Annotated in this window: 19 protein-coding genes; 14 read left to right on the forward strand and 5 right to left on the reverse strand. The window is 72.6% G+C overall.

The window, feature by feature from the left end; all coding sequences use genetic code 11:
• Positions 1-62: 62 nt before the first annotated feature.
• The 3 genes from ADL05_RS21665 to ADL05_RS21675 are packed head-to-tail and all read left to right on the forward strand — an operon-like array spanning position 63 to position 2,929.
• Positions 63-278, forward strand: a complete 216-nt coding sequence (locus ADL05_RS21665) for a hypothetical protein (protein WP_053618820.1) — start codon at positions 63-65, stop codon at positions 276-278.
• A complete protein-coding gene (locus ADL05_RS21670) occupies positions 275-2,266 on the forward strand; it encodes a phage portal protein (RefSeq protein WP_053618821.1) in 1,992 nt (663 codons plus the stop codon). Before ADL05_RS21665 ends, ADL05_RS21670 begins: the two co-directional genes overlap by 4 nt.
• Before the next feature lie 3 nt (positions 2,267-2,269).
• On the forward strand, positions 2,270-2,929 hold the full coding sequence (locus tag ADL05_RS21675; protein WP_053618822.1) for an HK97 family phage prohead protease: 660 nt from the start codon (positions 2,270-2,272) through the stop codon (positions 2,927-2,929).
• Positions 2,930-3,135: 206 nt separating this feature from the next.
• Here the strand turns inward: ADL05_RS21675 and ADL05_RS30680 are convergent, their stop codons facing one another.
• Positions 3,136-3,723 (reverse strand): hypothetical protein, encoded by a 588-nt coding sequence (locus ADL05_RS30680; RefSeq protein WP_156365956.1) that lies wholly within the window; start codon positions 3,721-3,723, stop codon positions 3,136-3,138.
• Between the two features lie 139 nt (positions 3,724-3,862).
• On the opposite strand from ADL05_RS30680, the gene ADL05_RS21685 reads away from it, so the two are divergent.
• A complete protein-coding gene (locus ADL05_RS21685) occupies positions 3,863-4,357 on the forward strand; it encodes a hypothetical protein (protein ID WP_053618824.1) in 495 nt (164 codons plus the stop codon).
• Between the two features lie 178 nt (positions 4,358-4,535).
• Positions 4,536-4,967: a hypothetical protein gene (locus ADL05_RS21690; protein WP_053618825.1), complete on the forward strand. Its 432-nt coding sequence runs from the start codon at positions 4,536-4,538 to the stop codon at positions 4,965-4,967.
• Between the two features lie 106 nt (positions 4,968-5,073).
• Here the strand turns inward: ADL05_RS21690 and ADL05_RS21695 are convergent, their stop codons facing one another.
• On the reverse strand, positions 5,074-5,673 hold the full coding sequence (locus tag ADL05_RS21695) for a TetR/AcrR family transcriptional regulator (RefSeq protein WP_053618826.1): 600 nt from the start codon (positions 5,671-5,673) through the stop codon (positions 5,074-5,076).
• A 58-nt stretch (positions 5,674-5,731) separates the two neighbouring features.
• On the opposite strand from ADL05_RS21695, the gene ADL05_RS21700 reads away from it, so the two are divergent.
• The 8 genes from ADL05_RS21700 (at position 5,732) to ADL05_RS21735 (ending at position 14,820) form a co-directional block, all read left to right on the forward strand.
• Complete coding sequence (locus ADL05_RS21700; RefSeq protein WP_053618827.1) at positions 5,732-6,277, forward strand: hypothetical protein; 546 nt, start codon at positions 5,732-5,734, stop codon at positions 6,275-6,277.
• Positions 6,278-6,482: 205 nt separating this feature from the next.
• Positions 6,483-7,262: a hypothetical protein gene (locus tag ADL05_RS21705; RefSeq protein WP_053618828.1), complete on the forward strand. Its 780-nt coding sequence runs from the start codon at positions 6,483-6,485 to the stop codon at positions 7,260-7,262.
• A gap of 45 nt (positions 7,263-7,307) precedes the next feature.
• Entirely contained in the window at positions 7,308-7,964 is a 657-nt protein-coding gene (locus ADL05_RS21710) for a TetR/AcrR family transcriptional regulator (protein ID WP_369800984.1), read from the forward strand.
• A gap of 64 nt (positions 7,965-8,028) precedes the next feature.
• Entirely contained in the window at positions 8,029-8,481 is a 453-nt protein-coding gene (locus tag ADL05_RS21715; RefSeq protein ID WP_053618830.1) for a MerR family transcriptional regulator, read from the forward strand.
• The gene (locus ADL05_RS21720; RefSeq protein WP_053618831.1) at positions 8,481-9,452 is read left to right on the forward strand and encodes an aldo/keto reductase; all 972 of its coding nucleotides are present in this window, start codon (positions 8,481-8,483) and stop codon (positions 9,450-9,452) included. The genes ADL05_RS21715 and ADL05_RS21720 overlap by 1 nt, the downstream gene beginning before the upstream one ends.
• Before the next feature lie 484 nt (positions 9,453-9,936).
• Entirely contained in the window at positions 9,937-12,084 is a 2,148-nt protein-coding gene (locus ADL05_RS21725) for a hypothetical protein (RefSeq protein ID WP_053618832.1), read from the forward strand.
• A 50-nt stretch (positions 12,085-12,134) separates the two neighbouring features.
• Positions 12,135-13,199, forward strand: coding sequence for a YecA family protein (locus ADL05_RS31930; RefSeq protein ID WP_082376694.1), 1,065 nt, complete (start codon positions 12,135-12,137; stop codon positions 13,197-13,199).
• A 286-nt stretch (positions 13,200-13,485) separates the two neighbouring features.
• Entirely contained in the window at positions 13,486-14,820 is a 1,335-nt protein-coding gene (locus ADL05_RS21735) for a DUF4241 domain-containing protein (protein ID WP_082376696.1), read from the forward strand.
• A 148-nt stretch (positions 14,821-14,968) separates the two neighbouring features.
• On the opposite strand, the gene ADL05_RS32500 is transcribed toward ADL05_RS21735, so the two are convergent.
• From ADL05_RS32500 to ADL05_RS21750, 3 genes are all read right to left on the reverse strand, one after another.
• Positions 14,969-15,169 (reverse strand): hypothetical protein, encoded by a 201-nt coding sequence (locus ADL05_RS32500; RefSeq protein WP_369800985.1) that lies wholly within the window; start codon positions 15,167-15,169, stop codon positions 14,969-14,971.
• Positions 15,170-15,453: 284 nt separating this feature from the next.
• Complete coding sequence (locus tag ADL05_RS21745) at positions 15,454-20,124, reverse strand: hypothetical protein (protein ID WP_053618835.1); 4,671 nt, start codon at positions 20,122-20,124, stop codon at positions 15,454-15,456.
• Between the two features lie 152 nt (positions 20,125-20,276).
• Positions 20,277-20,612, reverse strand: a complete 336-nt coding sequence (locus ADL05_RS21750) for a hypothetical protein (RefSeq protein ID WP_053618836.1) — start codon at positions 20,610-20,612, stop codon at positions 20,277-20,279.
• 464 nt (positions 20,613-21,076) lie between these two features.
• On the opposite strand from ADL05_RS21750, the gene ADL05_RS21755 reads away from it, so the two are divergent.
• Complete coding sequence (locus ADL05_RS21755) at positions 21,077-21,889, forward strand: class I SAM-dependent methyltransferase (RefSeq protein WP_053618837.1); 813 nt, start codon at positions 21,077-21,079, stop codon at positions 21,887-21,889.
• The last annotated feature ends 129 nt before the right edge of the window (positions 21,890-22,018 follow it).

Here is a 22,018-nt window from a genome sequence, read left to right on the forward strand (position 1 = left end):
CCGATTCTGGCGCATCGCTGCCGTGGGCGCACCCCCTTCAACCGAGAAAGGAGGTGGCCCGCGTGTTCGCATGGCTTCGCCTGCTCCTCCGCCGTGAGGTCGTCATCAACCTGCACGACGGCACCGGCTTCCGAGGGGTCCTCTACCGCAAGGCCGGGCACCTCGTGGAACTCCGCAACGCCGAACGCCTCGAACCCGGCCGTAACCCGGTCGGCTGCGACGGCGCGGTCATCATCGAACGCCGCGAGATCCAGTTCTGGCAGGTGATCCGCCCGTGAGCCTCATCGTGTCCGGCGGCCAGCTCGAACACATCCGCGACCACGGCGGGTACACGCTCCCCCCGGCGATGCAGCTCGGCAACACCTGGGTGGAGTACGGGCACATCTTCGACGCCCAACCGCAGGTGCAGACCGTCATCACGTTCCTGGCCCGCAATATCGCGTCCCTGACGTTGCATGCCTACGAGCGCCGGTCCGACACCGACCGGGGGCGTCTCACCGATCACCCACTCCCGCGCCTGCTACGCACCCCGCTGCCCGGCCGGAAGCTCACCCGCTACCAGCTCCTCTTCCGGATCGTCGCGGACCGAGCCATCTACGACGACGCTTTCATCGCCAAGATCCGCGACACCAACGGGAAGGTCATCGGTCTGCTGCCGGTACCCCGCCCATGGGTCACCGCCGACCAGGGGTCATGGATCGAACCCGGCGGGTACTGGGTGGCCGGGTCCGTGTGGGTGCCCGCTGAGGACATGATCCACCTGCACGGGTACGCCGTCGAGTCCCTGTGGCACGGCACCTCACCCATGGCCGCGTTGAAGGGCATCCTCCAAGAGGAGTACGAAGCCAACAAGCACCGGCAGCAGATGTGGCGCAACGGCGCCCGCATCTCGGGTGTCATCGAACGCCCCGCCCCGAAGAACCCCCGCGACGGCTGGTCAGACACCGCCCGCGAGCGGTTCAAGCGGGAGTTCCGCGACCTGTACGGCGGCGACGGGGCCGACGCCGGCGGGGTGCCGATCCTCGAGGACGGCATGAAGTACGTCCCGGCCGGGTTGGACCCCAAGTCGGCGCAGTACATCGAGGCCCGGAAGTTGACCAGGGAAGAGGTCGCGGCGGCCTACCACATCCCGCCGCCGCTGGTCGGCATCCTCGACCACGCCACGTTCTCCAACATCCGCGAGCAGCACAAACAGCTGTACCAGGACACGTTGGGCCCGTGGCTGGTCGACATTGACGAGTCCTTCGAGATCCAGCTCGTGCCCGAACTCGCGGACCCCGACCTGGTGTACCTCGAGTTCGACATCCGGGAGAAGATCCAGGGCAGCTTCGAGGAGCGCGCCGCCGCCGGGTCGACCGCTGTGGGCGGCCCGTGGATGACCCGCAACGAACAGCGCGCCCTGGACAACCTGCCCGCGATCGAGGGCGGCGACGAGCTGATCACCCCGCTCAACGTCACCCAGGGCGGACAGGCTTCCCCCCGCGCTTCGGCTCCGCCCCCGTACCCGGCCAAGGCCCTCACGAAGACCCGAACGGTGCACCTCAAGGCCGCACCACCGGAGCGGGCCGTGGACCAGGCCGGTAAGGAACTCGCCCGGTTCTTCGACCGGCAGGGCCGCGCCCTCTCCTCTCTCCTCGGCGCGGCGAAGGCCCGCGGTGCCCTCACCAAGGAGTCCGCGGCCTCGGTGAACTGGGACCGGTGGGAAGGCGAACTAGCCATGGTCCTGACCCAGGTCAACCTGTCCACCGCCGCATCCTCGGCGCGCGCCGCCCTGGAGGAGATGGGCGAAGACCCCGCCGACTACGACCCGGCCGACACCGCCGAGTGGCTGATGGACAACGCGGCCGGCCAGGCGCGCGCGGCCACGGACACCTCCCGGGTCCAGGTCGAGGAAGCGTTGGACGCCGACGACCCACCGGAGGCGTTGAAGGCCCTGTTCGCGACGTGGGCTGCCTCCCGCGCCGCCGAGCTGGCGTCCCGTCAGGCCCACCACGTGGCCGGTTACACGTCGGTCGTGGAAGCCCGGAAGGTGTTCGGTGACTCCGCCCGCAAAACCTGGCGGACCACGTCCCGTAACCCCAGGTCAACGCACGCGCGCATGAACGGTCAGACCGTGCCGATCGACGGCAAGTTCTCCAACGGTGGCCGGTGGCCGGGCGACTCGATCCTGCCCGCGCGCGAGTCCGCGAAGTGCAAATGCATGTTGTCGATCACCGGCGTCCCCGAATCAGTAGACGACCCCGGCGCGACGCCGGATGAGGAGTGACCCATGACGATGCGCACGAAGAGTGTGCCCGTCCAGATCAAGGCCGCGGGGGAGCACGAAGGCACCGACGACGGTGTCGTTGAAGCCATCGTCGCGAGCTACGACAAGGACAGCGTCGGCGACAAGATCGCCCCCGGCGCGTTCGAGAAGACTCTGGGGGAGTGGGCGGAGTCCAAGGACCCGATCCCGTTCATCTGGTCGCATGACTGGTCGAACCCCGACGCGCACATCGGTGTGATCGAGGAGGCCAAGGAGACCCCGGAGGGGCTGTGGATCAAGGCCCGCGTGGACCTGGAGGAGCCGTTCGCCGCGAAGGTGTACAGGCTGTTGAAGGGCCGCAGGGTCAAGCAGTTCTCGTTCGGCTACGAGGTCGGTGAGGGCGCCTACGTCGACCTGAAGAACGACGACGGTTCCCGCACGGGCTACTACGAGCTGCGGGAGCTGAAGCTGTTCGAGGCGGGTCCGTGCCTGGTCGGCGCGAACCAGGCGACGTCTCTGGAGCCGGTGAAGACCACCCCGGCAAGTCTGTCGGAGGAGCGGGTCCGCGCGATCGTCGCTGAGGCCCCTGGCCGAGAAGCCCACCGTCCCGGAGCCCGCGGCCACTCCCGCCCCGGAACCCGAGCCCGCCCCGGAGGTCACCACGGGCCTGGAGTTGGCGGATGAGCTGGTCATCGACACCCGTTCCCGCCGCAAGTCGGTCCGGTTGAACGGGGTCCGCGCCTATCAGCACCTTGCGGATCCGGGGTCGACGCTGTGGCCGCTTCCGACGGGGGAGAACACGGGGGATGTGACGCCGTTCGGGATGGGGGAGGAGTCCCGGCTGATCCTGCGGTACACGCCGCTCGCTGCGACTGTGTGAGCTCTGGCGTTCAAAAAGGTGGGCACATGGAGCAGTCATGATCGAGGGGTGTGCTCACGAATGTCCGCCCTTCATTAGTGATTCGTGTGGTTCCTGGCATGCCATGGAAGAACCAATCCACGTGTATTTCCCATTCCACGGCGTGGCCTATAGGAGGGCGGAGGGTGTCCAACTGAAGGCGAGTTGCTGTCTCGTTCTCTACTTCGATTGGAATGAGTACATTCTCGGTGGGGATGAATTTCTCCTTTCCTGGATCTAGTTGTACCTCGAACAGCAGATGTGTGTAGCTGTAGAAGTGTGGTGCGCAGCCTTCGGCTGGGTGCTCCGTGTGCCTGGAAATGATCCGAGGTTTGAGCGACTGAATGTAAACAGGAGTGCCAAGCCTGCTTTTTAGAGAGATATCTACGGAGTTATTAACAAAACCGTATTTTCTTTGGACTTCTATTAAGAATGGATTTCCCTCTTCCCTCTTGGTGGTGTTGTGGAAGTGTATGCTCTGAATCGTGTGCGCCTGGACGCTTGCGCCTTCGATTGTTCCATTGATGTTATTTGATGTGTCGGGAGTGTGGGGTTCATTCAAAGTAGCTTCTCCGCTCATGGATGCCTGAAAGTGAGGATACCGTGAATGCGTGGACGATCAGAGTGCGGGACTCGAACCGGCGCATGATCGGCGAGATCGATGACGAGCAAGAGCTGGAGATCCGCGCCACCTCGCCCACGGGGCCTGGAAGATCTTTGTGGACGCCGACACCGACAGCGCCGCCGCCCTCCTCCAAGAAGGCAACGGCATCGTCTTCGACATCAACGGCCGCACCGTGTTCTCCGGCCCCACCATCACCTCAGCGGAGCGGTTCACCGACCTGCACGAGCACACGTTCTCCCTCGGCGCCGACGCGAACCTGGGGTGGCGGGTGTTGCAGAACGGCACCGTGTTGGAGTTCGGGATGCACGAGCCCCGTGGCCTCACCCAGGAGATGGGGTTCTCCGTAGAGCTCGGCAACCTGGACACCTACACCTACGAGCTGACCCCACCGGAGGTCACCCACCTGGTCATCGGCGCTGGCGGGGACCCGCCAGATCACCGGCCTGCCCGTGCGGTGAGGAAGGGGGCCGTCGCGGCGCCCCATCCGTCCGGTGCGCGGGCATGGAGCGAGTCCGTGCCGCGTACCGGGCGCAGACCCTGCGGTGACGGAGCGGAGCCGACCCGGTCGGGTCCCGTGCCGCCGTTGTGAACAGGAAGGACGCGGGTCGGCGGGGGCGCCGTGTGTGGGATCCTGGGGCGACGACTTCTGGTGATCGGGCCGCGTGACGACGTCCGGCCCGGCCGGACGCCGCTCCCGCCCGGGAACAGGGCCGTCGCACGCCGGACGGGAACGGTCCCGTCCGACCGATGCCTCAGGAGCACCATCCGTGAACGGAAGACGCCGCCGCCAGTTCCTGGCCGCCCTCGAACCCATGCTCGAACCCGGGGAGCGGGTCGAGGTGACGACCATCATCAACCTCAGCACGGTGTCCGTGGGACGCACGGCCGCCTTCGCCGCGGCTTCGACGATCATGAGCGGCGGGATGGCCGTGATCCCGGTCCCGACCCCGATGTACCTGGCGATGACCGACCGCCGCCTGTCGATCTTCGAGGCCGACCCCATGTTCTCCAAGCCGCGCGGGCACGTCGTGACGCTGGCCCGGGCGGGCCTGGTCCGCTCGTCGATCAGGGAACGCGTGATCAACTCGTCCTTCGTCGTCTCCGCGCCGGGTGAGGAGCAGGGCCTGCGGCTCGTCTTCCCGCTCCTGGGCCGCAAGGAGCGCGACCTCGTGGCCGCCGCCCTGCCCGAGGCCGTCTGACGGCACCGGCCGCCGCGGCCGTGCCTGCCCGAACGCCGGGGCGGGCGCGGCCACGGCCCGCCCGCCCGCCCGTCCCGGTGCCCTGCTTCTGCGCCCGGGGCGGGCGCTAGGCCGTTCGGGGGGAGAGCAGGCGCAGGGCCGCGTCGGCGGCCAGGTCCTCGGCCTCGGCGGGGACGCCGCCGCCCTGGAGCAGGTGGCGCCGGACCAGGGCGAGGGGCAGGTCGACCACGGCCGTCCGGACGCGTTCCAGCGCGGCCTCCGCCGTCTCCTGCGGTTCGCGCAGCTCTCGTGCGAGCCGTGCCAGCAGTGTCCCGACCTCGGCGTTGGCCGTGCGCAGCAGCTCACGGTCGGCCTCGGGCCAGTGGGCCTCGTCGAAGTCCGCCGGGCGGTGCAGCAGGACCCGTGCGGCGTCCGGGCGGGCACGGCTCCAGGCCAGGACGTGGCGCGCGGTCGCCTCGGCCGCGGCCGCCGGGGGACCGGCGGTCAGCGTTCGGCGGCACCCGGCCTGGAAGTCGGTGACGGCGTGCGTCCACACGGCCGCCAGCAGGGCGGGGCGCCCGCTGAAGCGGTGGTAGAGCGATCCGCTGGGTGCCCCGGTCGCACGGGCCAGCGCGGCCATCGTCACCGCGGGCGGGCCGCCCTCCGCGGCCAGGCCGATCGCGGCCGTCACCAGGTCCTCGGTCCGAAACCGTGCGGGTCTTCCCATGTTCTGGAGACTATGCTCTACTTTGTTTTAGAGAGAAGCCTCTAAAAATGGAGCAGCCATGCCCGTGTACAACACGCACGAACGCCGCCTGGACGCCTCTCCCGACGAGGTGGGGGCCCTGCTCGACACCCTGGCCACGGACGACGACCGGCTCTGGCCGCACGGCTCCTGGCCCGCCGTGTTCCTGGACGGCCCGATCGCGGTCGGCGCCGCCGGCGGGCACGGGCCCGTCCGCTACACGGTGGAGGAGTACGTCCCCGGCCGCAGGCTGCGCCTGCGCTTCGGAGCCCCGAGGGGCTTCGACGGCTTCCACGAGTTCACCGTCCGCCCCGATCCCTCCGGCGGTACCGTTCTGGCGCACCTGCTGGCCATGCGCACGCACGGACCGGCCGTGGTGAGCTGGCCCCTGGTCTTCCGCCCGCTGCACGACGCCCTGCTGGAGGACCTGCTGGACCGGGCCGAGCACGCGGTCGGGGCGCGAGTGCGCACGCCCGCGCGCTGGAACGCCTGGGTCCGCCTGCTCCGAGTCGTACTGAGGCGCGTCCCGCGGACCTCCGCTGCGGCCCGGACCTCCCCGGCGCCGCGATCGCCCTCGGCCGGTTGACCCGCCCGCCGCCCGCGGTTCGCTGCCGCCGGTCCCTGACCGCGGATCGTCGGCCCTGTCCGGGGACCACCGACCAAGCTCAGTCGTCGGGGCGGGCGTCCGCCGCCCGCCCGGAGATCCGCCGTCCGCCGGTCGGCCCCGCCCGCCATCCGCCGTCCGCCCGGCCGGACGGGAGCCGTTCCGAGGCGCCCCCTAGGCTGGACGCATGGACCTCGAACCGGGCAACGGCGCCCCCACGATCACCATCCCCACCGGCTACAACGGACCCGACGGGTCGGGCAACGGCGGCTACAGCGCCGGACTGCTCGCGGCCCGCCTGAGCACGGTGGGCGGGCCCGCCGTGCGGGTCACCCTGCGGACCCCGCCGCCCCTGGACCACCCGTTGACCGTCGAGCAAGGCCCCGGTTCCGGGCTGCGCCTGACCGACCCCGCCCTCACCGACAAGGGCCACCTGGTCGCCGAGGCGGAGACGGCCGACCTCCCCGAGGAACCGGCCGTGCCCGGCGGCCCGGTCGGGGCGGCCGAGGCCCGCGAGGCCGAGACCCGCTACCCCGGACTGGTCGAGCACCCCTTCCCGCGCTGCTACAGCTGCGGCCCCGAACGCGCCGAGGGCGACGGGCTGCGCCTGTTCGCGGGGCAGGTGCGCCCCGGGCACGGGCCCGACGCGGTGGGCCGCACCGTGGCCTGCACCTGGACACCGACCCCCTCGGTGGACGACGGGTCCGGCAACGCCGCCTTCCCCGAGATCTGGGCCGCGCTGGACTGCCCCGGCGGCTGGTCCTCCGACGTCATCGGCCGCCCCTCCGTCCTGGGCCGGTTCACCGCCCAGGTCCTCGCCGCGCCGCGCGTGGGCCGCGCCCACGTGGTGATGGGGCACCTGCACGGGATCGAGGGCCGCAAGGTCCGCACCGGCACCACCCTGCACGACGAGGACGGGAACCTGCTGGCGCGGGCCTGGGCCACCTGGATCACGATCCAGCGCTGACCACCGCGCTCCTGGCCCGAACCGCTACCGTGGACCCTTGTGGCCATGGAGAACTCGCACCCAGTCGCCCCGACCGACAGCGGACCCCCGCGACCGGACTCCGCCCTGACCCGCAGGGGTCGGGGCGGTCGCGGGCGCGACCCCGAACGGCGCCGTGCCATCCTCGACGCCGCCGACCGGGTGATCCAGCGCGACGGCCCCGACGCCTCGATGCTGGCGATCGCCGCCGAGGCGGGCATCAGCAAGCCCATCCTCTACCGCCACTTCGGCGACAAGGGCGGGCTCTACCGCGCCCTGGCCGGGCGGCACGTCGACCCCCTCATCGAGCGCATCCGCGCGGAGCTGCACGAGCACACCGAGTTCGAGGTGCGTGCCCGGGCCACCGTCGGCGCCTACCTGTCGATGATCTCGCAGAACCTCAACCTGTACCGCTTCCTCATGGACCGCGCCACGTCCGAGGACTCCCGCACCCGCAGCGACCTGGGCATGATGGTGCGGCGCCTGGGCGAGGAACTGGCCGACCAACTCGTCACCGAACAGCGGATCACCGCGCGCGTGCGCGCCCAGATCGTCGCCCACGCGGTGGTGGGCATGGTCCAGGCCGCGGGGGAGTGGTGGCTGGAGCACCCCGAGGTCGACGAGGCGGAGATCATCGACGACCTCACCCTCGCTGTCGTGGGCGCCATCCGCGGCACGGGCTGAATCGGCGGATTCCCCACCGAAACGACTTGACCTGGAGCGCACTCCAGGTCCCATGCTTACGGACATGGACTACTACACGCCCGGTCAGATGGCCGAGCGGTTCGACCTCACCCTGGACACCCTGCGCTACTACGAGAAGGCGGGGCTGCTGCGCCAGGTGGAGCGCGCTCCCAGCGGCCACCGGCGCTACAGGGCCGACGACGCCGAACTGCTCCACCTCATCCGCTGCCTGCGTGACACGGACATGCCCATCGCCCGGCTCCGCGAGTTCGCCGAACTCGTCCGCGCCGGCGACCACACCATCCCCGAGCGCGTCGAGGTGCTCCAGAGCCACCAGCGGCGGCTCGACGAGCACATCGCCGAGCTGCGCGTCCGCCAGGCGGCGATCCAGCACAAGATCGAGTACTACCTCGGCGTGCTCGCCGAGAACGGCCACCGCGCGCCCGAGGACGACTCCCCCATCGGCCACACCCACCCCACCGACCACACCTCCCGATCCGTAGAGGAAGCCCTCTGATGCGTTACACCACCATCGGCGACCGCCGTGTCAGCGCCCTGTGCCTGGGCGCGATGAAGTTCGGCAGCGAGACCGACGACGCCACCTCCGCCGCCCTCCTCGACCGCTTCGTCGAGGCCGGGGGCACCTTCGTGGACACCGCCGACTGCTACCAGTTCTGGGTGGAGGGCTTCGAGGGGCACGAGAGCGAGACCTTCCTCGGCCGCTGGCGCCGCGAGCGCGGCGTCACCGACGAGGTGTTCGTCGCGACCAAGCTCGGTGCCCAGCCGACCGTGCCCGGGACCGGCCTGGAGACCAAGGAGGGGCTCTCGGCGGCGACCGTGGCCCTGGCCGCCGAGCGCAGCCGCGACCGCCTGGGCATGGACCGGCTCGACGCCCTCTACGCCCACCAGGAGGACCGCACGGTCCTGCTGGAGGAGACCATGGGCGCCTTCGCCAAACTCGTCGCCGAGGGCACGCTGGGCGAGGTGGGGCTGAGCAACCACCGCACCTGGCGCCTGGAGCGGGCCCGCGCCATCGCCGCCGACCACGCCTGGCCGCGCCCGCGGCTCCTCCAGTACCGATACAGCTACCTGCAGCCGCGCCTGGACGTCCCGCTCCAGTCGATGGGCCACATGCACATCACCCCGGAGCTGCTCGACTTCGTGCGTGCCGAGGCGGTCGAGGGCCGCGAGCACACCGTGGTGGCCTACACGTCGCTGCTGTGGGGTGCCTACACCCGCGACGACAAGGAGCTGGACCCGGCCTACGACCACCCCGGCACCCCGGCCCGGCTGGCCGTCCTGGACGAGGTCGTCAAGGAGACCGGCGCCACCCGCAACCAGGTGGTCCTGGCCTGGCTGATGGACAGCGACCCGCGCATCGTGCCCCTGGTCGGGGTGAGCCGGATCGAGCAGCTGGACGAGGCGATCGAGGCCACCGACCTCACCCTCACCCACGACCAGTGGCAGCGCCTGGCCGACGCCGGATAGGTCCGGTGGACGGCACACGGCCGGGACAGGGACCGGTCGGGGCGGCACCCGGTCGGGGCGTGGCGGCGGGACGGGGGCGGCTGGACGGTACCGGGCGGGGCCGGTGGCCGCGTCGGCCGATGCGGCCACCGCCGATCGTGGCCGTGGCCACCCGCTGATCGGCCACGCGCGGGACGGGCGCGTGCAGGACGGGCGCGTGCAGGACGGGCGCGTGCAGGACGGGTGCGCGCCTGACGGCCACGCGCCGGGCTGGTGTACACCGGACGGGCGCGTGGCCGGGGCAGGCCATGGTTCTTCGCAAACACCCCAAACGGGCACGTATGTTCGAACCCGCTGTTTTCGCCACGCTTCGACCGGATACCTTCCCTAGGGCGTGCGCAGCGGAGGCAGCCCCGACGCACGCGAGGGGGTGTGCCCGCCGGGCACGCCCTCAAGGCGGCGGACGGCAGCGCCGCCTCGGCCCGCGTACCCGGGGAGGGGCGACTTGCCCGACAGCACGTACCACCAGATCCACTTCGCCTGGGCCGAGCCCACCCTGCTGGGGCGCACCGGACCGGGCCCGGCCGCGGCCTCCCTCCCCGAACGCGACCACCCCGTCCTGCGCTCCTGGCGCGACCGCCTGGTCCCCGCGCTCACGGCCGACTACCGCTCGGCCCTGCCCGACACCGACCCCGCCGACTTCCCCGAGACCCTGTGGGCGCACGACTACCCCGACGGCCAGTCCGCCCTCGTCTACCGGTGGCCCGGCGACGTCCGCGACGCGCACGCCTGGGCCATCGTGGGCCCCTCCTACGGGCTGACGCTGCCGCGCGTGCTGTCCCTACACGAGAACCCCAACACCCGCCCGGCCGCCCGTCGCCCGCCCGCGCCCGGCTGGGAGACGATGCGGTCCCTGGCGGCGCCGGAGCCCTGGGAGCGGACCGCCGCCCCGGGGGCCGTGCGCACCCGTGACCGCAAGGCCGCCGAGACCGCCGTCGGCGACGAACCGCTGCTCGTCGGAGCGGTGGCCGCCGCCCTCGCCCGCCCGGACCTGCCGGTGCACATCGCGCTGGAACCCGAACGGGCCGACCTGTGGCAGGCGGTCCAGATGCGCTTCCTGTGGGGCGCGCACCGCATCCTGCACGACGTCCTCACCCCGCCCCGGGCCATCCCGGCGGCCGGCTGGGCGTGGTCGTTCTCCACCTACGACCCCGTCCTGGGCGAGGACAACGGCCAGCACATCGCCTTCGGGCCGCCGGTGGGCGACCACGGCGGCTCGCCCTTCGTCAACCCCGTGCCACCGGACTTCCGTCGGGTGGCCGAGGGCCTGGTGGCGGTCCTGCGCGACGAGGGCGGCAACGCGCTCGCCGCACAACTGCGCGAGCGCGGGGTGCCCGACGCGGCGACCTTCGCCGACCGGCGCGACCTGCTGTGCGACTGGTTCGACCCCCGCGCCCGGCCCCTGACCGCCGACCCCGACGACCTCCCGGAGCCCGAACCCCTGCCGGGCGTCGGCCTCCGGGAGCCCGAGCCGGAGTCAGCGGACGAGTCCGGCGAGTCGGCGGCACCCGAGAAGATCACCGGCCCTGGGGAGGAGGCTGGGCCCGAGGACAGCACAGCCGGGACCGGGCCCGGTGCCGAGGAGAGTACGGCCACGGCCGAGCCCGAGGAGGTCGACGGCCTGCCGGAGCTGCTGGAGGTCGAGGAACCGGGTGAGGAGGACCCCGAGGAACCGGACTCGACGGGCCCGCACCGCCCGCGCCGGGCCTCCGACGACCTCATCCGCCGGGTGCCGTCCCGCCCGGTGCGCCCGCGCATCGCCGCGGCTCGCCCGCACAATGCCCCCCGCACGCGCACCCGGGCCGCCTCGGAACCACTGTGGCCGACCGGCCGCGCCGCCGACCGGACCGACGACGGCACCGGCCCGGAGGAACCCGCCTTCGGAGGAGACGACGCCCGTCCCCGGAACGCGGACGCCCCCGAGCCGCGGGACACCCGCTCCGCGCCCTCCCTCGGACTGGCCGAGCCCGGTGCGCGCTCCACCGACGACGCGTCCGCCGCGGACCGGGAGGCGCCGACCCCTCCGGCCGCACCGCCCGTGGACGACGCCCCGGACGCACCTCCGATCCCCGATCCGCCCGCCCGCACCCCCGGAGAGGCGCCGCCCCTCCCGCTGACCTCCGAACCCCCGATCGACTACGCCTCCGAGACCGAGCCGGACCAGGACGAGGCCGACGAGTCCGGCGACGACGACAACTGGCCGACCCAGTACGTCGACCTGCCCCTGTCCCGCCTGGAGCGCTGGCACGCCAAGCGCGGGCCGGAGGGGGCCCGGATCGACATCGTCGACGCCCGCGCCGCCGTCCGCGCCGAACGGGCCGAACTCCAGCGGGTCCGCGAGGAGCGCGACCTGTACCACACCGAGGTCCAGGACCTGCGCCGCGACATCGCCCGCCTGGACCGCTCCTGGCTCGACCCGGGCGGCGAGCCCTCCGAGCCCGACGCACCGCGCCTCCGCCGATGGCCCTCCCGGGCACTGGCCGCCCTGGTCATGCTCGCCCTCCTGGCCACCGGCCTGGAAGCGGGCGCCCGCTTCGGCCACGGCACCACCGACCTCCTCGCCGCCCTGTGGGGCGCCCTCCCCTGGGGCTGATCCCGCCCGAATCCGCCACGGCCGCGCGGTGACGGACGTAGCGTCGGAGCATGACGAGAGTGAACCCCTCAGGTGCGTCCCCGTCCCCTCAGAACCCGTCCGGTCTCCATCCCCGACTGTGGGAGGCCGTCCAGGACCTGAACCTGCCCGAGGAGGTCCTGGACGACCTGTGCCAGGACGCGGGGCGAGCCGGGGACACCCTGCTCGACACCGTCGAGCACCTGGAACACGTCGAGCGCCCCGACCTCGCCCGGCGTCTGCTGGAGTCGCTGCGCGCCCATCCCCCGACCACGGAGACCGGTCAGTACGCCTCGTACTCACTGATCCTCCGGCTCCGCTCGGACGGCGAGGTGAAAGAGGCCGCACGCATCCTCGACGGGTTCCTGCGCCCGGGACACCTCGACCCCGGCCCGGCCCTGTTGGTCGCCGAGGACTTCGAGGAGTCCGGCAGGCTGGACGAGGCGCTGCACTGCTACAACATCGCCTCCCGTGACGACCTCGCCCGTCCCGCCGCCGATCTCGTCGGCGCCGGCCACTTCGTGTTGATGCCGTTGCTGGGCCGCGCCCGGGTCCGGCAACGGCTCGGGATGGCGGAGGACGAGCACGACCGCGCCGCTCTCTCCGCGGCGAATGACCTGCCCGCGACCGATGACGAATTCGAGTCGGAGGAGGACTGGGACGAGTTCATTCACCTCGACGGTGCGTTTCCGGGCTGGGACGACGAGATCGCCGCCCCGCCGGCCGAAGTGCGCGGCCTCCGGGTCGTCTACTCCCGCGGATCCCTTGCCCACGCTCGCGAGCTCGGACTGATCGGTCCCGAGGTGACGGCGGACGACCACTACCGGGAGGCCGAACGCGAGCTGCGCGAGGCGGCCCGCCAGCACTCCAGCACCCTCTTCGCCGTGGTCACGGCCGACGCCGACGAGATCGCGTCCTTCGCCGCGGAACAGGCACTCGACCCCGCCGACGAGTTGACCCCCGGTGCGTGGGCCGAAGCCGTACTCCCCAGTGACTCCCCACGACTGCTGCCCTGGCCGCCCGAGCGCAACAGACCGTGCTGGTGCGGTTCGGGCCGCAAGTACAAGAAGTGCTGCGGCTCCCCGTCCCTGCGCTGACGGGACCCGGGACGCGCATCTGGTGTTCTCCTTCGGACACCGGCTCGTTCCGGGTGGCCTTCCCCGCGGTCTGTCCGAGGGAGTCCCCGACCCCGCCTCCTGACCCGCCACGGGAACCGGCCCAGGGGTCCTCAGACCGACCACGGACCGTACCGGTGTGGGAGGAGGCGCGTGCGCGCCGGTTGGACGAGTGCCGCATCGCCCCTGAGCAGTGGAGACGGCATGAAGCGTCGCCGCGTCCCGGTAGGGTCCTCACGACGTTCCCCCGACACGTGAAAGACCCAGCATGCCGTCCACCACACCCTGCCACGTCCTGTACTGCGAGGGCTGGGACCCTACACAGGCCCGTCCTGTCGGGATCCTGGCCCCCGCCACCGCACAGGAACGCGATGGCGCCGGAGAACAGTACGCCGTGCTCATCCGGGACACCGAAGGCGTCCCGCTGGTCCTGCTGGAGATCGCCTGGAAGCAGAACCACTGCGGTGTCTGGACGTTCGCCGACGACGGTGGGCGCAACGCCCGGCACCGCTACGCGCGCGGTGACGACGGCCGTCTCACCCTCACCCGCAGCCTCCTCCGCGGCGGTCTCTTCCCCGAGGACGATCTGAACCGGGGAGCGGTGGCGGCCGGCATCGCCCTGGCCGACAAGGACCGTGGCCTGTACCGCTACGAGTACGAGCTCGCCAACGGCGGGCGCGTCGATACCGGACCTCAGCCCCTCCATGACGACCTGGCCCCGTTCGCCACTCGGCGGACCCCCGCCTTCGGCCGCTGGGAGGAGCTCGCGGCCATGCACCCGGGGCTGCGCGGCACGTTCGTGGAACTGCGCGACGCCGACGTCGCCCCCGGCCCCGGTCCCGTGTCCGCCCCCTGGCGGCCGCCGGGCCCTCTGGCCCCGACCGGTGTCGACAGGCTCTTCGAGCCCGGCAGGCGTCTCGTGGGCGGCTGGTCCGGGCACACCGGTACCGTCGAGGTGCGTCCGATCGGGACCATCGACCTGCCCACGGGGCGGGTCCTGGCCTACGACCCAGGGAGTCTGGGGTCCGCCAAGGAGGACGACGTCCTCACGGTTCCCCTCCCACCGGGGGAGCACCCGGTGCGGTTGTCCCTGCTGCGCCCCGACGGCGACGACGCCGACGACGACCACACCCTGGTGATGGCGTTGCGCATCGATGTCGCCGACCTCGTGGAGACCCCCGTCGCCTCGTGGGAGATGGCCCTGCGCTCCGGTCAGGACTACCGGGAGCTCGGCGAGGGCGAGTTCTACGGCGTGGGTGTGGACGGCGGTGTGTTCGGGTTCTGCGATGCGGCCTGCCGCCCCCATCTGGCGGAGCTGTTCACCGACTTCGACCAGTACCTCCGCCTCGTCCACGGTCACGGCGCCGACGGGCGGAGCGCCGACCCTTCGAACATCCGGGAGCAGGCACGGGACACCAGCCCGTGGTCGAGTACGTTGCATGAGCCGTTCGGCGGTGGTGACCTGATCGTCTCCCGGAGCGGGTACGGCGATGGCGACTACCCGGTGTGGATCGGTAGGGCGGACGACGGCCGCGTCGCCGCACTGGTGCTGGACGCACTGGTCCCCGACTGGTCTGCGAAGGCCCCGGACCCGGCACCGTAGCGGGCGGGTCCGGATACCGCCCGACACGGTCGGGGGGCGTTCCATCCCGACCGGTGGATGAGGCACACGCATGAGAACGAAGTTCTCGGCCCGGCTGGTGTGCCGTCGTCTCTCCAGAACCTTGCCGTCGACCAGGTCTTCCGGTCACTCACTGCTCTCTCTGGCTCCTGTCCCTCGGCATCGCGGGGATGGGACGGTCGGGCCTCGCGCCGCGTCCGGCGGGGCGGGGAGCACGGCCCTCGCGGACGCAGGTGAGGATCTCGGCGGCGGCGTAGCCTCCCACGGCCTCGAATCTCCGGGCGTTGGAGTCGACCTCGCTCCACACGGCGTCGCGCGGCACGATTCGCACGGCGTAGGGGACCTGCCGCCGCCGAGCCGCGCCAGTCCTTCCCGGCCCCCCTCGGCGAAGGCGCTCCGGAACTCGGCGGGGAGGGGTTCCGGGGGCAGGTGTCGGGGGAGGTCGTCGGCGAACTCCACGTCCGTGCCGCCGTGCCCGGGCTCGGCGTCGAGCGAGACCAGGGCGAAGTACCCGGGGCAGGCCGTCGGCAGGACGGCGCGGACGTGGACGCCCCTGACCGGGCGGGGGAGCGGCGGCAGGGGGTCGGGGCCGGGCGTCACGGCGTGCTTGCCGGGTCACCCACGCCGGGACTCCCGCCAGGCCTGCTCGAACATCTCGTGCAGGGGTGCCGGTGGGAGGACGGCGGTGAAGGGACCCTCGATCTCCTTGTCGTTCCGGGCCTCGACGACGTGGGTCGCGAGCTTGGCGGTCTCCAGCGGCAGGTGCGGGGCCTTGAGCTCCGTCCAGCCGCCGGGGACGAACAGAGTCCGTCCGGCGCGGGCGCGCCTGCCTTCCAGGACGGTGCCCGTCGCCAGGAGTTCGGCGGCCACGGCCTTGTGGTGGGTCGCCGACCAGCGGTTCCACCGGCGCACGTTGCGGTCGGTGGGGCGGGCGAGGGTGAGCAGCTGGAGGCAGAGGGCGGCGGCGTCCGTGTCCACGCCGAGCGAGTCCGACGCCTCGGCCACGAGGTCCGGGACGCTCTGGCGCGGGTCGGCCTCGAAACCGCCCTCCGGGACCGGGGTGTGGGCGGCACGATCGGCGATGCGGGCGAGCCTGCCGTCGAACGGCAGCGCCGCGTGGCGGACCTCGCGGGCGAGGCCGTCCATGCCCAGATCGTCGAGCACGCTCAGGGTGCGCGCCACGGCGTGCGGATCGAACAGCCCTGAGACGCGGATCACCCCCTTGGCGGAGGGCCTGTGCTCGCTCGGGTCGGGGAGGACGAGGACGCCGTCGCTGTGGGTGGGCCAGGTGCCCGGACCCGGCACGAGGAGTCCGTCCGCTCCGACGCGCACGGGATCGGCACCGCTCTTCTCGATCCAGGTCCGCGCCGCCGTGCGGGAGAGGAAGGAGGACAGCGGCACGTACATGCCGGGCGCTCCGGCGCACGCGAGGAAGCGTTCGTGCAGTTCCGGGACCGCCGCGTGGGCGGCGTGTCCCACGGGTGCCTGGAGGGCGGACCAGACCAGGACAGTGGCCAGTGTCCGGAACGGTCGGGCGTGGTCGTGGAAGTCGTAGATCTTCCGGTCCGTGCCGTGGTCGCGTACCTCCAGCTCGCCCTGGCCGCCCTGCACCAGACGGCGGGGCCGGTCGGCGTCGGGGTGGCCGGCGGGATCGGTGAGGACGTCGGTCCACGCGGCGGCGAGCTTCAGTTCGGCCGCGAACAGGTCCGTGACCTCGGTCGCGGCCTTGGCGGCGGCCACCTCGGCCTTGGTCGGCCGGACGCCGAGCAGGTCGGCCCACCCACAGGCCATCCGCTCGGCCGCGTCGGCGCCGCCACCGGGCCGCCACAGGTCGTCGGGGTCGTCGGGCAGCGCCGCCGCGAGGATCCGGCGCCGTCGGGCGGCGCTCAGCGTGGCGCCGGTCGCGCGGTACTCCGTCCGGGCCGGGCCCTGGTCAGGTTCGCCACCGGTCCTTCCGAGCCCGCCGGACAGGACGAACTCGGCGGTCCCCTTCGTGACACGGGTGGCGGCCCGGAAGGCCTTGACCGCCGCGGACCCGGATGCGAGCGATACGGGCCCGTGCTGGTCCAGCAGGTCCAGGAAGCGCCGGATCCGGTCCGCCTCGTCGCGTTCGACGCGTACCGGTTCCGCTTCCTCGGCGCCGAGCGGGACCGGGGCGGCCTCGGCGCGGACGTAGTGGTACCCGGTGTGCGGGTGGTAGGTCCCGGACCAGTGGTTGGTCCTGCGCTTGTCACCGTGGAGCCGGTCGGCGGGCGCCCCGGTGATGACGGCAGCACCGGTCTCCAGCAGCGGCGCGAGCGCGGCACCGGTGGCCCGACCGCGCACCCAGGCCGTTCCCCCGCGCGCGAAGGGCTGTGCGGCCCAGGTGCGCAGGAGGGCCGCCAGGGCTTCGCGGGCGGGCCCCTCCACCGCCCCGGTGACGAGGAAGGACAGGAGGGCGTCGGTCTCACCGAGGAGCAGGTCCCAACGGGCGGGCGGTTCGGGCGGGCTCAGCCGGCGCGTGCGCTCGTCGGTGCGGCCGTCCAACCGCGCGCCGTCGGCCGCGACCGCGGTGATCGTGGAAGCGACGTCGTCGGCGCGGGGGTGGACCTGGAGTTCCCTGGCCTCGAAGAGCCCGGAGATCGCGGCCGCCACGTCCTTGTCGGGAGCGGCGGACGCGGGTCGGATCAGCGCTCCGGCGCGCACGAGAGCCGTGCGCCGGGACAGCTCCTCGCGGCGCAGCCGCAGGTCGGCGGCCCACAGCACCGCCCAGACCAGCCCGCCGGGGCCGTTGACGAGAGCGGGGTCGGTGACCTGCGGCAGGAGCCGCGTGACGGCCTCGCGCACCGCGTCACCGCAGGCGGCCGACTCCCGGACCGAGGGCGCGGGCACGGACGCGTGCAGGGGATCGCCGTCCTGGTCCGTCCGGGCGGCCAGGGCCGCGTCGATGAGGGCGCGGGCGGTGGCGGAGTCCACCCCGCGCAGGGCCCGTGACGCGTCCTCGTCCCGTGGGGCGAGGAAGTGCCAGTACGCGGGCGGCGGCACCAGGGGGAGGAAGGCCCTGCGCTCGACGGCGTCCCCGCTTCGATGGGGCCCGGAATCCGCCCTGGGGTAGGTCCGGGCCTCCCAGATCAGCGCGTCGTCGCGGGCGTCGCGACACTGGATGACGTCGTAGCCCGTCCCGCCGACCAACCCGTCGGCGGTGCTCGCGGGCAGGCGCACCAGGCCCCAGTACGTCAGGCCGTAGTGGTCGACGAACTCCGCGCGTCGCCCGTCCGTGCCGCGCAGAGCACGGGCGGGTCTGCGGGCGCCCTCCGCCGGAGGGCCGACCCGCTCCAGGCGGAACCCGGCCAGGCCGTCCCGCGCGCCCAGCGGTGAGGCGACGCCGTCCGGCAGTCGGACGAGGTGCACGCTGGTGTCCTGGTCGTCCAGGAGTTCCAGGTCGGGGTCGGGCCGCAGGAAGTCCGGCCAGGAGACCTCGCCCCGGGCACCGGTCTCCGGATGGATCTCGACGAGGTCGTGGTGCCCGTGCCCCGTGCTCGACCAGAGGCGTGATCCGTCGCCCAGGGTGTCGTCGACCCGGGTGACGCCGCGCCGCGTCCCCGGTCGCAGGATCCCGTCCTCGTCGTAGCGGCCCCCGTCCGGAGCGGACATCACCAGCCGGACCGGCGCGGAATGCCAGGTGCCGCCCCTGAACAGTTCGACGGGCGACTCCGTCGTGAACACGTCGTCGGGCCGAGAGGTCCACAGCGCCCGCGTCGGCTGTCCGTCGCGGGAGTCCCTCGCCCTGACGGTCCAGCCGACCTGGAAGTCGCCGCCGACGAAGTGCACGGTGTGCCGGTCGGCGTCCTCGGGCAGGGTGAACACGCACGCACCGCGTCGGCCCCGGTGGTCGACGGCCACGGCCGCGTCGTGTCCGTAGACGGTGAGCACCGGCCAGGTGGAGGTCATCCCCGCGATGCCGCCCTCGCGCGCGCCGATCTCGGCCGCGGCCTCCTCGAAGGCCGGCCACCCGAGCTCACCGGGGACGCCGAACCGGAGCGTGCGGGCGAGCGGCTCGGCCAGGTCGAGCCCGTCCAGCAGGTCCTGGACCTCCTCCAGGCCGCGCATGACGTCGTGGGTCAGGCACTCGTCGAGGTCGGTGAGGGCCTGCTGCGCCTGCCCCAGCGGGGCGCCGCGGACCGACGCGGCCGTCGCGGTGGTCCGCTCCACGATCTCCGGTGCGGGTCGGGGCCCCACGTGCGCGGGTCGGGACGGCGTGGGGCGCTCGGCGTTCGCGGGCAGGTCCACGGTGATGCCGAGCGACTCGCACGCGAGCACCAGCCGCTCGTTCACGTGCCCGTAGCCCCGGGCGAACTTGCTCTGGTAGAGGGGGACCGGCGCACCCTCGGCGATGACGTGCGGGGCGATACGCGGCAGCAGCGCGTACAGCTCCTCCGGCATCGGGTTCTTCACGGAGTACCGCCCGGAACGCACCCAGCCGTACGTGCGGAAGTAGCGCGACAGCCAGCCGCCGAAGCCGTCCGCGGGGCGGATCCGGGCCTGCGCCAGGTCGCCGGTGATCCCGATCGCCTCCAGCAGCCGGAGCCACTCCGCGCCGTCGGTCTCGGTGTTGGGGAAGAGGTCGGCCAGGCGGGCACGGTCGCCGACGGGCGGGGCCACCGCGGTGAAGGCCCGGGTCGCGGCCTCGACCACCCGTGGCGGGATGTCGTTGCCGCGCGTCGTCGTCAGGATCCGGCTCAGGGCGCGCGACTCCTCGGCCGCGCCCAGTCCCACCGACCTCAGGGAGGCGCGCAGCCGGGCGGGCAGCCCCGCCGGGATCGGCGCGGGGCCGCCGGCCCAGGCCTCCAGGAAGCCCACGAACTCCCGGTGCGCCTCCTGCGTCGGCAGGAGCGCGGTGAGCCGGTGCTGGTGGGCGACCAGTTCCTTGGCGGACAGGGCGCCGTGGCGGGCGAAGAGCCGGGCGTTGTCCACCGCGTGACCGGGGTCGACCGGCAAGGCGTGGACGTCCTCCGCCTCGCGGGCGCGGCGGTACGCGGCGGACGCGCGCTTGGCCTCGTGGACGGCCAGGCGGTGGCCGACCGTGTCCCAGTACCAGGGGAGATGCGTCTCCGGCAGGGCGGCGGAGGTGAAACAGCGGGACAGGTCGGACAGCAGCTGTCCCGGATCGCGCAGGCGTCGGGCCAGTCGCTTCTCGACCGCGTCCAGGAGGTCGCGGACCTGTGGTTCGCGCACGGGATCGTAGGCACGGGTCCAGTCCAGGTGGAGGGCCGAGGCACGGGGGTTCGAGGGGAGTGGCAGGCGCATACCTGGAGTATTCCAGCCTCCACCGACGGTTCGCGGGCACGGTGGAGCTCGCCTTCGCGGCCCCTCGGCCGCGAGCGTACGAAACCGCCGGGGGCGGCCGCACCCGAGTCGAACGCCGTGCGCACCACGGCCTCCGGGAGCGGCCGGGGCCGTCAGCGGTCGCAGGTACGGCAGCGCCGGGTGGCGGTGCGCTCGGTGTTGCCTCCGGTGGCCTTGAGCGGGGAGGCGTCGCTGATGCGTCGCCACAGTTGGGGGTCCGGTGCGTCGATCCAGCCCCACAGCGGGGCACTGACCGCCGCGTCGGACTGGTGTGAGCAACCGCTCCGATGAGCCACACCCCGCAGGGAGATGAGGATCGCGTCCCGTCCGGGGTGTCGGCTCACGGTCGAGAAGGGGGTCCCTGTCCCGCTGGGGCCGATGTAGTCCCGGGGCAGCGAGCACGCACAGCCCTCGCCGATGGGGAGTTCGCAGAAATCACAGCGCTTCATTCTCCTACTGTGCACCCTCTGGGTGACGATTCGGACGCTTTCTGCCGTCGAGCTGTCACGTATTCGGAAACTCCGAACGCCGCGCGGGTCCGCTCACCCCGGTTCGCGCTCGACAACCGGTATGGGATAAGAGCATTCCCGCCGGACTCTCGCCGCCGACCACTCCCATGAGAAGTCTCACTCTCTCCCGGCCGACCCGCGCCCACGGCCACTGGACGGTCGGCGGTCGGCGGTGCGCGCCCACGGAGCCGTCGAACCCGCCCATCGCCGCCTCCGCGGCCACGGCCCTGGCCTCCGACACCCTCGGTGGCCGCCTGGAGCGCAGTCCAGGCCGGTGGGCCTCCTCTGTGACCAGGCATGAAGGCGTTAACCTCGAACCGTGCGCTCCTACGGTCGCGCCCGCCGGAGCGGCTCCCTTCGACCCGCTCCGGGTCGCTGGCCAACCGGGAGAGTGGAGGACCACGATGACAGGGACGACTCTGCTGGAGAAGCTCAAGGAGAAGCAGCAGCAGATCTGGAGCAGCGGCGACTACGCCAAGATCGCGTGGCTCACCGTTCCCCTGGCCGACGTGCTCTGTGACGCCGTCGACCTGAGGCCGGGAGCCCGGGTCCTGGACGTGGCGACCGGTACCGGGCACGTGGCGCTCGCCGCCGCCCGCCGGTTCTGCGAGGCCACCGGCGTCGACTACGTGCCCTCGCTCGTGTCGGCCGCCCGCCGCCGAGCGCAGGCGGAGGGCCTCTCCGTGGACTTCCAGGAGGCCGATGCCGAGGACATGCCGTTCGCCGACGACTCGTTCGACTACGTGCTCTCGGCCATCGGCGTGATGTTCACCGCCGACCACCAGCGCGCCGCCGACGAACTGGTGCGGGTCTGCGCCCCCGGGGGACGGATCGGACTGGTGAGCTGGACCCCGACCGGTTTCGTCGGGGACCTCCTCGGAACGGTCGGCCGCTACGCGGCTCCACCCCCTGGAGCCCAGCCGCCGCCCCGCTGGGGCGTCGCGGACACGCTTCGGGACCTGTTCGGCGACCGGATCTCCGCGCTGGAGAGCGAGACGCGCGCGGTCACCGAGCGCTTCCTCTCACCGGAACAGTTCGCCGACTTCTTCATCGCCCACTACGGGCCCACGCACAAGGTGGCCCAGCGGCTGGACGACGCGGACGCGCGGGCGTTCCGGCAGGACCTGGCGGCCCTCGCCGCGTCGGCGAGCCGAACGGACGACGGCACGGTGGTGTGCGACTGGGAGTACCTCGTCGCCGTCGCCACCAAGGCCTAGCTGTACTGGCTACGGGGGCCGGCCCTCACCGGGCCCTGCGGCCCGCGCTGTGCGCTCGATACGGCGGGGCGGAGGCTGGGGAGGGCGGTCGGCGTGCGTGTGGTTCCCCGCCCGCGAGGACCGCGCGGA

It is taken from the genome of Nocardiopsis sp. NRRL B-16309 (assembly GCF_001279585.1).
GTDB lineage: Bacteria > Actinomycetota > Actinomycetes > Streptosporangiales > Streptosporangiaceae > Nocardiopsis.